Below are 13611 nucleotides of genomic sequence, written 5' to 3' on the forward strand. Positions count from 1 at the left end.
TCACCGCATCTACCGTGGTGACCGCTCGAGGAGGATCGATGGCATCACCGCTGACCGACGACGAGTTCACCGAGTTCGTGCACGCGACCTGGCCCGGGCTCTACCGCACCGCCTACCTGATGCTCGGCGACCACCAGCTCGCCGAGGACCTGGTGCAGACCGCCCTGGCCAAGACCTACGCGTCCTGGCGCAAGGTGAAGGAGCCCGCCGCGGCCCCGTCGTACGCCCGGGTCGTGCTGGCCAACACCGCGGCCTCGTGGTTCCGGCGCCGGTCCTGGCGCAACGAGCACCCGACCGAGCAGCTGCCCGAGGGCGCCGTCCACGGCGACCCGAGCACCCGGCCGGCCGTGGTCGATGCGCTGCGCACGCTCGCCCCCCGGCAGCGCGCCGTCATCGTCCTCCGCTACTACGACGACCTGAGCGTGCGCGAGGTGGCCACCGCCCTCGGCATCAGCGAAGGCACCGTCAAGAGCCAGACCTCCGACGCCCTCGCGCGGCTGCGCACGCAGCTCGGCGATGCCGTCGCCCCGCAGACCCTGGGAGCCACTCATGACTGAACGACTCAGCACCCTCCTGCGCGAGGAGGCCTCCGCGCTCGACGTCCCGCCGCCGCCCGCAGGCGCCGTGGTCGCCCGGGGCCGCGGCCTGCGCCGCCGGCACCGGATCGGCAGCGCCGCGGCCGGGCTGGCGCTCGTCACGATCGTCGGGACCGGGCTCGCGATCGGGCTCGGCGGCATGGGTGACGACGGCTCCGACGCCGTCGACCCGGCCGGGCCGAGCACCGGCCACGGGGCGGTCTTCACCCTGGGCACGACCGTCTTCTACGACGGCGGCACCAAGACCGCCACGATCGACGACCAGGCCATCAAGTCGACGTACTACACGTCCGCCGGCCTCCTGGTGCGGCACGGCGACAACAACTACAGCGACGGCAGCGGACCCCAGCGGTTCTCGCTGGTGACCGAGGACGGCACCGTCCACCCCGTGTCGGTGGTGACCGAGGACGTCGTGCCCGGGATCGATCCCGCCCAGCCGTACCTGGCGTACGCCGAGGTGGTCGACGGCGAGGTCCAGGTCGTCGTGCACGACGTCTCCACGGACCAGGAGGTCGCCCGCGTGCCGGTCCCCGACGCGAAGAAATGGGGCGGTTGGTCCGCTCCTCCGGTCGCGCTCAGCGGCGACACCGTCTACGTCGGCACCGACGACGTGGAGCGCACGGTCGACTGGCGCACCGGCGAGATCGGCACCACGGACGCGATCGGGCCCGGCTACCCGGACGTCTCGGGCGGCCGCGCCGTCCAGCAGACCGGGGACCAGATGACCGTGGTCGACGTCGCGACCGGCGAGGTCCTGCTGACCGTGGACGCGGGCCGGACGGGCTACCTCCAGCTCTCCCCCGACGGCCGGTTCGCCAGCTACGACGTCGACAACAAGAGCGTCGACGTCTACGACGTGGACGCCGGCACCAAGGTCACCCTCGACGGCCAGTCGGGGGACTACGGTTGGTCGCCCGACGGGGACCTCTTCCAGGTCAAGGGCCGTCAGCTCATCACCTGCTCGACCTCGTCCGGCGAGTGCACGACCAGCGACGTGACGATCCCGGAGAAGGGCGGCGGGGTCGCTCCCGACGACCTGCGCTACGGCAACCACACCTACGAGTCCTGACGCGGTGCCGGCTGCACGGTCGTGACCGACGACCACCGCAGCGAGACCACTGACCGGCGCCGGGCGCGAGCAGGTGCTCGCTGACGGTCCGCTGCGATCCTCCCTAGCGGGAGGCCGGGTCGAGCAGGAGCCGGACCTTCTCGGGGTCGTCCGGCTGCGGGCAGGCGATGAGCAGCCGGTCGGGGCGCTCCTCGATCGCGCGGTAGCCCGCGACGGCCAGCGCAGCCAGCAGCTCGGCCGGGTCGCGGCCGGGCGGTACGGCGTAGGCCAGCGTCCGGACGGCGGGATCGTGGAGCTCGGCCTCCGTGCGGCTCACCCCCCGCCCCCACCCGCGGAGGAGGGCGACGACGGCCACGGTCGCCAGCACGATCCCTCCGATGACCATCAACGCGAACACGACCATGACGTCCTCCAGTCGGCGAGGCCTCCCTGATCCATCGACGATGCGCCGCCGCGGCGGCGACCACGAGAGGCGGACGTCCCGTCTGCGTGGACCAATGTCCCGGGTCGGCGTCAGAGGCCCGACGGGCCGCCCTCCAGCAAGGCCTTGAAGCCGGCCTCGTCGAGGACGGGTACGCCGAGCTGCTCGGCCTTGTCGGCCTTCGACCCGGCGTTGTCGCCGACCACGACGTAGTCGGTCTTCTTCGACACCGAGCCGGCGGCCTTGCCGCCGCGGGACAAGATCGCCTCCTTGGCCGAGTCGCGGCTGAAGTCGACCAGCGAGCCGGTGACCACGACGGTCAGCCCCTCGAGCGTGCGGTCGATCGACTCGTCGCGCTCGTCGGCCATCGCCACGCCGGCGGCGGCCCACTTGTCGACGATCTCGACGCGCCAGGGCTCCTTGAACCACTCGATGACCGCCTCGGCGATCGTCGGGCCCACGCCCTCGGCTGCGGCGAGGCTCTCCTCGGAGGCCGCGCGGATCGCGTCCATCGAGCCGAACTCCTGGGCCAGCGCCTGAGCGGCGGTCGGGCCGACGTGGCGGATCGACAGCGCCACCAGCACCCGCCACAGCGGGACGGCTTTGGCCTTGTCGAGGTTGGCGAGCAGCCGCTCGCCGTTCGCGGAGAGCTCCTTGGCTCCCGGTTCCTGAGGAGGCGCGCCGGCGCCGTCTCGAAGGGCGCCCTTCTTGGGGGCGCGGGTGAAGAGGGACGCGGTGAGCAGCTTGGCCTCGTCGAGGTCGAACAGGTCGCCCTCGTTGTCGATGGCCTTCGCGTCGAGCAGCGCGGCCGCGGCCTCGTAGCCCAGTCCCTCGATGTCGAACGCCCCGCGCCCGGCGACGTGGAAGACCCGCTCGCGCACCTGGGCCGGGCAGAACTGGTGGTTGGGGCAGCGCAGGTCCTTGTCGCCCTCCTTCTGCTGAGTCAGGGGCGTGGCGCACGCGGGGCACTTCGTCGGCATCTTCCACGGCCGCAGGCCCTTCGGCCGCAGCGCCAGCACCGGCCCGAGGATCTCCGGGATCACGTCGCCGGCCTTGCGCAGGATCACCGTGTCGCCGGGCCGCACGTCCTTGCGCTTGACCTCGTGGGCGTTGTGGAGCGTGGCGTTCTCGACCGTGGAGCCGGCGACCAGGGTCGGCTCCATCACGCCGTACGGCGTGGCGCGGCCGGTGCGGCCGACGTTGACCCGGATGTCGAGGAGCTTGGCGTTGACCTCCTCGGGCGGGTACTTGAAGGCGATCGCCCACCGCGGCGCGCGGCTGGTGGAACCGAGCCTCCGCTGCAGCGCGACGTCGTCGACCTTGACCACCACCCCGTCGATCTCGTAGGGGACGATCGTGTGGCGGTGCTCGCCGGCGTTCTCGACGTAGCCCTCGACGTCCGCGAGCGTGGGCAGCACCCTGACCTGCTCGGAGATCGACAGGCCCCAGGCGGCGAGGGCCTCGTAGGCGTGGGACTGGGCCTTCGGCTCGAACCCCCGGCGGGCGCCGATGCCGTGGCAGACCATGCCGAGCGCGCGGCTGGCAGTGACCCGCGGGTCCTTCTGGCGCAGCGAACCGGCCGCGGCGTTGCGCGGGTTGGCGAAGACCTGCTTGCCGGCCTCGGTCATCGACTCGTTGAGCCGCTCGAAGGCGTCCTTGGGCAGGAAGACCTCGCCGCGGACCTCGAGCAGCTCCGGCACCGGGAACTCGTCGGTGCCGGTGAGGCGGTGTGGGACCGCGGCGATCGTCTTGACGTTGGGCGTGACGTCCTCACCGGTCGAGCCGTCACCGCGGGTGAGGGCCCGGACCAGTCGGCCGCCCTCGTAGAGCAGGTTGATCGCGAGGCCGTCGACCTTGAGCTCGCACAGCAGGTCGGGCGACTCGATGCCGTCGCGGCCGAGCCGGGCGTACCACGCCTCCAGCTCCTCGAAGGAGAAGGCGTTGTCGAGGCTCTCCATGCGCTGGAGGTGGGCGACCTCCGTGAACTCGGTCGACACCGCTCCCCCGACCTTCTGGGTCGGCGAGTCCGGCGTGCGGAGGTCGGGGAACTCCTCCTCCAGGTCCTGGAGCCGCCGCATCCGGCGGTCGTAGTCGGCGTCGTCGAGGGTCGGGCTGTCCAGCACGAAGTAGCGCCAGCGAGCGTCCTCGATCTCCTCGGACAGCTGGCGGTGCTCGTCCCGCGCCGCCGGGGGCGCCGGGGTGGGTGCCGAGGGCTCACTGCTCATGGAGGCATTCTGCCGCCCGGTACCGACAGCACGACCGGGGCCTTCCGGGTGCCCGGGGAAGCGTCCGGAAGAAATCTGAGAAATCTCGCCCGACCCGGAATGCCTCGTCCCGATCGGTCGTTGCGCAGTGATGAAACGAAACCGTTTCGTTTCATCAGTGTTAACAGCCACTCCCCCGAGAACCCGAGGACGATCGCCATGACTCCCGCTGCCGAGAGCGCCACCCAGCGCCCCCGCGTCGAGGGCGACCGCGAGCAGGAGATCCTCGACGCCACCCTCGTCGTCCTGGGCGAGGTGGGCTACGACCGCCTGACCATGGACGCCGTCGCCACCCAGGCGAAGGCGTCGAAGGCCACCCTCTACCGGCGCTGGAACAACAAGGTCAGCCTCGTCATCGAGGCGCTGCACGCCAGCAAGGACACCCCCGAGCTCCCCGACACCGGCTCGCTGCGGGGCGACCTGATGGGCGTCTTCTGCGGCATGGGCGGCCTCGTCGACCCCACCACCGTCTCGACCTTCGCCAGCGTGCTCACCGCGATCTCGCGGGACGCCGACTTCGCGGACGCGTTCCGCCGTGAGGTGATGGGCCCCAAGATCGAGCTCTCCCGGCAGATCTGGCAACGCGCCGTCGACCGAGGCGAGGTGCGCGACGACATCGACGTCGCCCTCTTCGAGCCGGCGCTCGCCGGCATCGTCCTCCACCGGGTCTTCATCATGGGCGAGCAGCCAGACGCCGAGCTGGTCACCCGTGTGATCGACCAGATCATCCTGCCGGCCGCCACCCGCGGCCCGGCCACCATCCAGACGACCCCGAAGGAAGACTGATGACCGACGTCACCAGCGCCGACGCCATCCACACGGCCTCCGGCAAGAAGCTGCACCTGGGGTGGGCGCTCGTGCTCATCTCGATCGCCCAGCTGATGGTGGTGCTCGATGCCTCCATCGCCAACATCGCGTTGCCCTACATCGGCGACGACCTGAACATCAGCAGCGCCAACCTGACGTGGATCGTCACCGGGTACGCGCTCGCCTTCGGTGGCCTGCTGCTGCTCGGCGGCCGCCTCGGTGACCTCTACGGCCGCCGCAAGGTCTTCATGATCGGCCTGTCGGTGTTCGCGATCGCCTCGCTGTTCGGCGGTCTCGCCCAGAACGAGGCGATGCTGCTCGCCTCCCGGGGCCTCCAGGGGCTCGGCGCTGCCCTCGCGTCGCCGGCTGCCCTGGCGCTCATCACGACGACGTTCCCGGCCGGGCCAGCCCGCAACCGGGCGTTCGCGGTGTACGCCGCGATGTCCGGCGCGGGCGCGGCCGTGGGCCTCATCCTCGGCGGCTGGCTGACCGGCACGAACAGCTTCCTCGGTCTCGTCGACCTCGACGGCTGGCGGATGACGTTCCTCATCAACGTGCCGATCGGCCTGTTCGCCGCCTTGATGGCTCCGCGCTTCCTCAACGAGTCGGAGTCGCACCCCGGCGAGCTCGACATTCCCGGAGCGATCACCGGCACCTTCGGGCTGCTCGGCCTGGTCTACGGCTTCAGCCGCGCCGGCGAGGCCGCCCACGGCTGGGACGACCCGTGGACGATCGCGTCCCTCGCGGCCGGTGTCGTCCTGCTCGCGGCGTTCGCCTTCATCGAGTCCCGCGTGAAGCACCCGCTGCTGCCCGTCCGGGTCTTCGCCAACCGCACCCGGGCGACCAGCTTCCTGGTGATGATGGTCGTGCCGGCGGCGATGTTCGCGATGTTCTACTTCCTGAGCCTCTTCATCCAGCTGGTGATGGGCTACAGCCCGTTGCACGCCGGCTTCGCGTTCCTGCCGTTCTCGGTCGGCATCGTGATCGGCGCGGGCGTGTCCTCCAACCTCGTCAACCGGATCGACGCCCGGTTCATCGCCGGCATCGGCACGCTGATGGCTGCGGTCGCCCTGGTGGGCTTCTCGCGGATCTCGGTGCCCGACTCGCCCAACGCCGTCGCCGCGGCGATCAAGAGCGGCGCCCTGGGCGACAGCGTGAACTACTGGTCGGCGATATTCCCGTTCATCGTCTTGATGTCGGTCGGCATGGGCGCGGTGTTCGTGCCGCTGACCCTGACCGCGGTGCACCACCTCCGCGCCGAGGACTCCGGCATCGGCTCCGGCGTGCTCAACACGATGCAGCAGGTCGGCGGCGCGCTCGGCCTGGCGATCCTGAGCACGGTCGCCCTGAGTGCGGCTTCCGACAAGAAGTCCGAGCTGGCCGGCGCGTTCGCCCAGCAGGGTCTGCCGCCGGAGCAGGTCGGCCAGCTGGCCTACCTGGGCTCGTTCACCAACGGCGCGACGGCGGCCTTCCTGGTCGGCGCCGGGCTGATCACGCTCGGCTCGCTGGCCACCTGGCTCTTCCTCAACGTGAAGCACCAGGAGCTCGCCACCGACGGCCCCGAGGCCGCCCCGGTCCACGTGGGCTGATCCGACACGACAACGACGAAGGCCACCCCCGCACTGGCGGGGGTGGCCTTCGCTGCGCTGTGGTCCGGATCAGGACAGCGCATCCTCCAGCGCCGTGATGAACGCCGGGAGGTCGTCGGGGTCGCGGCTGGTGATGAGGTTGCCGTCGATGACGACCTCCTCGTCGACCCAGGTGCCGCCGGCGTTGCGCACGTCGTCCGCGAGGCTGGCGTAGCTGGTCAGCCGCCGGCCCTTCGCGACGCCGGCCGACACCAGCAGCCACGGTCCGTGACAGATCACGGCCAGCGGCAGATCGTCGGCCATCGCCTGTCGCACGATGTCCTGGGCGCGCTCCTCGACCCGGATCCGGTCCGCGTTGACGGTGCCGCCCGGCACCACCACCGCGTCGACCGAGCCGACGTCGAGGTCGTCCAGGGTCCCGTCGACGTCGACCTTCTGGGTCGGCGTCGTGTCGCCCTCGACGGCCTGGATCGGGTCGGTGCCGGTCGAGTAGATCTTCACCTCGGCGCCCGCCTCACGCAGGGCGTCGCGAGGCTTCACGAGCTCGGCCTCCTCGAAGAAGTCGGTCGCGATGATGGCCACGGTCTTGCCGGTCAGGTCACTCATGCCCGTCCTGTACCCGCGACCGCCGCCGGGATGCGCGGTCAGCCGGAGAGGTTGGCGGCGCCGGTGCGCACCAGCGTGAGGGCGCGCCGTACCCACGCGGGCGATGCGCCGGCCAGCCCGCAGGACGGCGTGAGGACCAGCCGGTCGCCGACCTCGGCGAGGTCGAGGCCCACCATGTCGAGCCAGCGCAGCACGCTCTCGGTGACGCCGGTGTCGGTGGGCTCGGTCGCCGGGTCGAGCGAGGGTACGACGCCCAGGGCGACCGTCTCCCCGGCCTCCAGTGCCTCGGCGAGCACGTCGTGGTCGGCCGCGGAGGTCATGGCCAGGTCGACCGACAGCCCGCGGGCGCCCGACGTGCGCAGCAGGGCGAGCGGCGCGTCGGCGGCGCACGTGTGCACCCACGGCTCGGCGCCCTCGTCGGCAATCGCGGCGAGCACCCAGCCGAGCGTCTCGGAGGCCTCGGGCGGGTGCACGGTGCGGTGCCGCCCGAAGCCGGATGCCGTCGGCACCCGGCCACCGAGGACGGCCGGGAGCACCGGCTCGTCGACCTGCACGACCAGCCGGTCGACGCCGGGCAGCCGCCGACGCAGGTCGCGCACGTGGGTGCGGACCCCCTCGGCGAGCGCCTGGGCGAGCTCGCGCCGGGCGCCGTAGTCGCTGAGGACCTTGTCGCCGCGCGGCTTCTCGACCGTCGCGGCCAGCGTCCACGGACCGGCGACCTGCACCTTGAACACGCCCGTGTAACCGTCGGTCAGCTCCTCGAGGGTGTCGAGGTCCTGGCTCAGCAGGCTGCGCGCGCGCCGGTGGTCGACCCCGGGCGCGTCGGTGAGCCGCCAGCCGGCCGGCTGGAGGTCGGCGCCGAGCTCGGCCATCACGGCGAGCGCACGGCCGGTCATGGTCGCCGTCGCCCCTCGGCCGGGGACCTCGGGCAGGTGCGGCAGGCCACCGCCCTCGCCCAGCTGGTCGAGGACCACGCGCACGGCGTCGTCGTACGCCGCCTGGTCGTCGCCGGGCATCGACCCGACAGCGGAGGCGAGGGTCATGCGGGCACCCGCTCGGCGACCGCGATCGTCGCCGAGCCGACCACGCGGCTGCCGTCGTAGAGCACCGCGGCCTGGCCGGGCGCGATGCCGTACGCCGGGTCGAGCAGCTCGATCTCGACGCCGTCGTCGACCACCGTCGCGACCGCGCGGTGCTCGGTGCCGTGGGCGCGCAGCTGGACGGTGCCCTCGAGCCGCTCGGGGACGGTCCCGCACCAGCGCGGGCGGATGCCGCGGAGCCGCTCGACCGCGAGCCGCTCGCGCGGGCCGACGGTGACGGTGCCGGACACCGGCTCGATGTCGAGCACGAAGCGCGGCTTGCCGTCCGGCGCGGGCGTGCCGATGCGCAGGCCCTTGCGCTGCCCGATCGTGAAGCCGACCGTGCCCTCGTGCTGCCCGAGCACCGCACCGGTGGTCTCGTCGACGATGTCGCCCCCGTGGTTGGGTGCGCGGTCGCCGAGCTTCTCGCGCAGCCAGCCCGCGTTGTCGCCGTCGGCGACGAAGCAGATGTCGTGGCTGTCGGGCTTGTCGGCGACCAGCAGGCCGCGGGCCGCCGCCTCACGGCGTACGTCGTCCTTGGTCGAGTCGCCGAGCGGGAACACCGAGTGGGCGAGCTGCTGCTGGTCGAGCACCCCGAGCACGTAGGACTGGTCCTTGCCGTGGTCGACCGCACGGTGCATCTCGATCAGCCCGTCGGGACCGGTGCGCAGCTGGGCGTAGTGGCCGGTCGCGACCGCGTCGAAGCCGAGCGCCAGCGCCCGGTCGAGCACGGCGGCGAACTTGATCTTCTCGTTGCAGCGCAGGCACGGGTTGGGCGTGCGGCCCGCGGCGTACTCGTCCATGAAGTCCTCGACCACGTCCTCGTGGAAGCGGTCACTCAGGTCCCAGACGTAGAACGGGATGCCGATGACGTCGGCCGCACGGCGGGCGTCGTTGCTGTCCTCGATCGTGCAGCAGCCGCGGGCGCCGGAGCGGTACGACTGCGGGTTGCGCGAGAGCGCGAGGTGGATGCCGGTGACGTCGTGGCCGGCCTCGGCCGCGCGGGCCGCGGCGACGGCGGAGTCGACGCCGCCGGACATGGCAGCGAGGATCTTCATGCTCTCGCTGCTCGGGCTCGTTCGACGCAGGGACCGATCGCCTCGACGAGGGCGTCGACGTCGGCCTGGGTGGACGTGTGGCCCAGCGAGAACCGCAGCGAGTGGCGGGCCGACTCGTCGGTGCAGCCCATCGCGAGCAGCACGTGCGAGGGCTGGGGCACTCCGGCCGAACAGGCTGATCCCGTCGAGCACTCGATGCCGCGGGCGTCGAGGAGCATCAGCAGCGAGTCGCCCTCGCAGCCCGGGAAGCCCAGGTGGGCGTTGCCGGGCAGCCGGTGGTCAGCCCCGGAGCCCGGCTGAGCGCCGTGGAGGTGCGCGTCGGGCACCTGCTCGATGACGCGCCGGACGAGGTCGTCGCGCAGCGCGCTGACCCGCGTCGCGTGCTCGGGCTGGTGCTTGACCGCGAGCTCGACGGCGGCCGCGAACCCGGCGATCGCCGGGGTGTCGATGGTGCCGCTGCGGATGTCGCGCTCCTGGCCGCCGCCGTGCACGAGGGCGGTCACCTCCACCTCGCGGCGGACGATCAGCGCGCCCACGCCGTACGGCCCGCCGACCTTGTGGCCGGTCAGGGTGAGCGCGTCGACGCCGGACTTCGCGAAGTCGACCGGCACCGCGCCGACGGCCTGCACAGCGTCGGTGTGGACCGGGATGCCGTGCGCCGCCGCGATCGCGACCACCTCGTCGATGGGCTCGATGGTCCCGACCTCGTTGTTGGCCCACATCACCGAGATCAGCGCCACCGACCCCGGGTCACGCTCGACGGCCGCACGGAGCGCGTCGACGTCGAGCCGGGCCCGGGCGTCGACCGGCAGGAGCTCGACCTCCGCACCCTCCTCGTCGGCGAGCCAGTGGAGCGGGTCGAGCACGGCGTGGTGCTCGATCGAGGTCGAGAGGATGCGGGTGCGGCGGGGATCCCCGGACCGGCGCGACCAGTAGATGCCCTTGAGCGCGAGGTTGTCGGCCTCGGTGCCGCCGGAGGTGAAGACCACCTCGCCGGGACGGCAGTTCAGCGCCTGCGCGATGGTCTCCCGCGACTCCTCCACGATGCGGCGCGCGTGCCGGCCGGAGGCGTGCAGCGAGCTCGGGTTGCCGACATCCAGCAGGTGAGCCGTCATCGACTCGACGGCCGCCGGGACCATCGGGGTGGTCGCAGCGTGGTCGAGGTAGACGGTCGGGCTGGTCATCGCGTCCCCCAGCGTACGGCGCGGCGCGATACGTGTCCCAACCGAGGCGGCTTCCGCCCCGGCGGTCGAGGAAGGCGCGCACCCCCGGCGGTTGAGAAAGCGCGCAGCGCCTGTCACGAAACCCCCGCAACCCGACCGCCCTCCCTGTTGCGGGGCTGGCGGGCCGCTTCGGGTTGCGACCGGCAAGGCTGACAACGAGGACAGGTACGCCGTGCTTGCGGTCGGCAGCTCCCCCGGTGGTTGAGGAAGGCGCGCAGCGCCTGTCTCGAAACCCCCGCAACCCGACCACCCGCCCTGTTGCGGGGCTGGCGGGTCGCGTCGGGCTGCGACCGGCAAGGCTCACAAGGTGCGCGGTGCTGACGGTCGCCTGCCGGCTCACCGGCCGCCGAGAATCTTCGCAAAGAATCTCACCACACTCTTGCTATTCGAACGCGTGTTCGATAGACTGCGGCATGGCCGCACCCGACCTCCACCCCCAGATCGCCGCCCTGGCCGATCCGGGCCTGTCGGACGCCGAACGCCTCGAGACCATCCGCCTCCTCGAGGACCTCAAGGCCCACGCCACCGCGGTCCAGGCCCAGCTCGCCGTCGACCTCGACCGCTCCGTGCGCGCCCACCACCGCGGCCTCCGCCTGCCCGCCCGCGAGCACGGCCGCGGGGTCGCCGCCCAGATCGCCCTGGCCCGGCGCGAGTCACCCGCCCGCGGCACCCGGTTCCTCGGCCTCGCCCACGCCCTGGTCGAGCTGCCGCACACCCGGGCCGCCATGACCACCGGGCTCTCCGAGTGGCGGGCCACCCTCATCGCCCGCGAGACCGCCTGCCTGTCGGCCGCCGACCGGGCCATCGTCGACGAACAGCTCTGCGCCCCACTGCCCGACGGCACCCACCGCTACGACACCTGGGGCGACCGACGCCTGGTCGCCGAGACCCAGCGGCTCGCCTACGCCCTCGACCCCCACGCCGTGGTCAACCGGCGCGCCAAGGCCGAAGCCGACCGCCGCGTCTCCCTACGCCCCGCCCCCGACACCATGGCCCAGCTCACCGCCCTGCTCCCCGCCACCCAGGGCGTCGCCCTCTGGGCCACCCTCACCGCCATCGCCGACACCCGGGTCGCCGCCGGCGACCCCCGCACCCGCGGACAGATCATGGCCGACACCCTCGTCGAACGCCTCACCGGCCAGACCCGCGCCGACGCCGTCCCCATCACCATCAACCTCGTCGTCTCCGACCAGACCCTCCTCAACGGCGGCCACGAACCCGCCTGGCTCCACGGCTACGGACCCCTCCCGCCCGACCACACCCGCGACCTCACCCGACAAGCCGCCGACGACTCCCTGGCCGCACTCCGCCGGCTCTACGCCGCCCCCGCCACCGGCACCCTCGTCGCCCTCGACTCCACCGCCCGGACCTTCCCCCAAGGCCTGCGCGACTTCATCGACCTGCGCGACCGAGACTGCCGCACCCCCTACTGCGACGCCCCCATCCGCCACCACGACCACGCCGTCCGCCGCGCCGCCGGAGGCCCCACCAACCACGCCAACGGCCAAGGGCTCTGCGAACAATGCAACTACGCCAAAGAAGCACCCGACTGGCGCACCCGACCCATCACCGGCCCACCCGGCACCCCCCACACCATCGAAACCATCACCCCCACCGGACACACCATCCGATCCACCGCCCCACCACAACCAACGCCACGTCGACTACGCCAGCACAGCCGCGGCGAGTACTACTTCACCCGCGTGCTCATCGCCGCCTGACGTCGGCGGCAAGGTGTGGTGAACGAGTGAGACAACTCTGGCCGGCTGTGCTCGCGCGGCCACCCGAACCGACCCCGCCGGTTCGAGGACACGCTCGCTCGCACCCGCTTCGGACGACCGCGTGTGGTTCACGCACCGGTCGTCCGGACGTTGTCCGCGATGTCGACGGCGTGGTGGCCGGCTACCTCTCGATGTCCTTCGCCGCGCCGCACCTGTTCGGGGCCAGACTCGACAACTTCACGGCAGAGCTCCGGGCGCTTCTCGAGCATCGATCGCCATCCGGTCGGTTCTGGGACTGGCCAGGCGACACGGAGATCCTCATCGCCGAACGAGGCCGAACTGCGCGCCGACCGTGAAGCGCCGCCGGGCTCAGGCCCCGCGCCGAGCGGCCGCCGGCGACCCCGGCGTGGGGAACCAGCGCCACACGACCGCGGACTGGCCGAGCGTCCAGACCGCGTTGCAGACCCAGTAGACGAGGAGAGCGACCGGGACGAACCCGCCCGCCACGGCGACACCGAGCGCGGAGATCACCGGCATGAGCTGGTGCACCCTGACGACGGCGTCGGGCAGGTCGGCGAGGACGGTGTTCGGGGCGACCAGGTAGCGCTGCGTGACGTAGGCCAGCACGGCCGCCGTGCACGCCAGCCCGGCCACCACGGCGAGGTGCGTCCACCCGGCGCCGAGGTAGCCGCGCCCGGCCAGCGGGACGCCGAGCAGGGTGGCCGCGCCGAGCGATGCGACCAGCCCGGCGTCCATCGCGCCGACAGGAGCACCGCCGGCGACGCCGGCGAGCAGGTGGTAGAGCGCCAGCCAGATCGGCACCTGCACCAGCAGCGGGAGGACGCCCAGTCGCGACATGCCGTGCTCGGCGGCGATCCGCCGTCGTTCGTCGAGGAACGCCCGCATGGCGTCGGGGTCCCTGCGGTCGCGGTGCCGCTGGGCGAGCGCCTGGAGCTGGGGGCGGGCCCGCGCCGCGGCGTGGGCGGTCCGGACGCCGTGCACCGCGAGCGGGAGCAGCGCGATCCGGACCACGGCGACGACGGCTGCGATGCAGAGCAGCCACGTGGTGCCGGAGGCCGGGTCGGCGCCCAGCGAGGTGAGGCCGGAGTGGGCCGTGGCGACCACCACGGCGAGGGCATGCGACAGGGGGGCGAGCACAGACATGGAGAGCTCCTGGA

The 13611-nt window shown here is 72.5% G+C and carries 12 protein-coding genes; 5 read left to right on the top strand and 7 right to left on the bottom strand.

All coding sequences use genetic code 11. From position 1 onward, the window contains the following. Window positions 1-38 precede the first annotated feature (38 nt). Both PD653B2_RS17870 and PD653B2_RS17875 read left to right on the top strand, forming a co-directional pair. Window positions 39-557, top strand: coding sequence for a SigE family RNA polymerase sigma factor (locus PD653B2_RS17870; RefSeq protein ID WP_085873749.1), 519 nt, complete (start codon window positions 39-41; stop codon window positions 555-557). Further along, window positions 550-1665, top strand: a complete 1116-nt coding sequence (locus tag PD653B2_RS17875) for a hypothetical protein (protein WP_085873750.1) — start codon at window positions 550-552, stop codon at window positions 1663-1665. Before PD653B2_RS17870 ends, PD653B2_RS17875 begins: the two co-directional genes overlap by 8 nt. 103 nt (window positions 1666-1768) lie before the next feature. On the opposite strand, the gene PD653B2_RS17880 is transcribed toward PD653B2_RS17875, so the two are convergent. Both PD653B2_RS17880 and ligA read right to left on the bottom strand, forming a co-directional pair. After that, on the bottom strand, window positions 1769-2068 hold the full coding sequence (locus PD653B2_RS17880; RefSeq protein WP_085873751.1) for a hypothetical protein: 300 nt from the start codon (window positions 2066-2068) through the stop codon (window positions 1769-1771). Between the two features lie 110 nt (window positions 2069-2178). Then, complete coding sequence (gene ligA / locus PD653B2_RS17885; protein WP_085873752.1) at window positions 2179-4311, bottom strand: NAD-dependent DNA ligase LigA; 2133 nt, start codon at window positions 4309-4311, stop codon at window positions 2179-2181. A gap of 198 nt (window positions 4312-4509) precedes the next feature. Between ligA and PD653B2_RS17890 the strand changes: the two genes are divergently transcribed. Together PD653B2_RS17890 and PD653B2_RS17895 are read left to right on the top strand one after the other, a co-directional pair. After that, window positions 4510-5136 (top strand): TetR/AcrR family transcriptional regulator, encoded by a 627-nt coding sequence (locus PD653B2_RS17890; RefSeq protein WP_085873753.1) that lies wholly within the window; start codon window positions 4510-4512, stop codon window positions 5134-5136. Beyond that, the gene (locus PD653B2_RS17895; RefSeq protein ID WP_085873754.1) at window positions 5136-6746 is read left to right on the top strand and encodes an MFS transporter; all 1611 of its coding nucleotides are present in this window, start codon (window positions 5136-5138) and stop codon (window positions 6744-6746) included. The genes PD653B2_RS17890 and PD653B2_RS17895 overlap by 1 nt, the downstream gene beginning before the upstream one ends. A gap of 69 nt (window positions 6747-6815) precedes the next feature. Here PD653B2_RS17895 and PD653B2_RS17900 read toward each other — a convergent pair whose 3' ends face one another. From PD653B2_RS17900 to PD653B2_RS17915, 4 genes are read right to left on the bottom strand one after another with little or no spacing between them, the layout of a single operon-like run. Further along, a complete protein-coding gene (locus PD653B2_RS17900) occupies window positions 6816-7352 on the bottom strand; it encodes a type 1 glutamine amidotransferase domain-containing protein (RefSeq protein WP_085873755.1) in 537 nt (178 codons plus the stop codon). Window positions 7353-7390: 38 nt separating this feature from the next. Then, window positions 7391-8395 (bottom strand): methionine synthase, encoded by a 1005-nt coding sequence (locus tag PD653B2_RS17905; protein ID WP_085873756.1) that lies wholly within the window; start codon window positions 8393-8395, stop codon window positions 7391-7393. Further along, window positions 8392-9489, bottom strand: coding sequence for a tRNA 2-thiouridine(34) synthase MnmA (gene mnmA / locus PD653B2_RS17910; protein WP_085873757.1), 1098 nt, complete (start codon window positions 9487-9489; stop codon window positions 8392-8394). Before mnmA ends, PD653B2_RS17905 begins: the two co-directional genes overlap by 4 nt. Continuing rightward, complete coding sequence (locus PD653B2_RS17915) at window positions 9486-10673, bottom strand: cysteine desulfurase family protein (protein ID WP_085873758.1); 1188 nt, start codon at window positions 10671-10673, stop codon at window positions 9486-9488. The genes mnmA and PD653B2_RS17915 overlap by 4 nt, the downstream gene beginning before the upstream one ends. A gap of 452 nt (window positions 10674-11125) precedes the next feature. Here PD653B2_RS17915 and PD653B2_RS17920 point away from each other — a divergent pair, with 452 nt between their 5' ends. Beyond that, a complete protein-coding gene (locus PD653B2_RS17920; RefSeq protein ID WP_089504011.1) occupies window positions 11126-12433 on the top strand; it encodes an HNH endonuclease in 1308 nt (435 codons plus the stop codon). A 369-nt stretch (window positions 12434-12802) separates the two neighbouring features. Here the strand turns inward: PD653B2_RS17920 and yidC are convergent, their stop codons facing one another. Further along, on the bottom strand, window positions 12803-13597 hold the full coding sequence (gene yidC / locus PD653B2_RS17925) for a membrane protein insertase YidC (protein ID WP_085873759.1): 795 nt from the start codon (window positions 13595-13597) through the stop codon (window positions 12803-12805). Window positions 13598-13611 lie beyond the last annotated feature (14 nt).

The organism is Nocardioides sp. PD653-B2, from assembly GCF_002117935.1.
In the GTDB taxonomy this organism is placed as follows: Bacteria; Actinomycetota; Actinomycetes; order Propionibacteriales; family Nocardioidaceae; genus Nocardioides.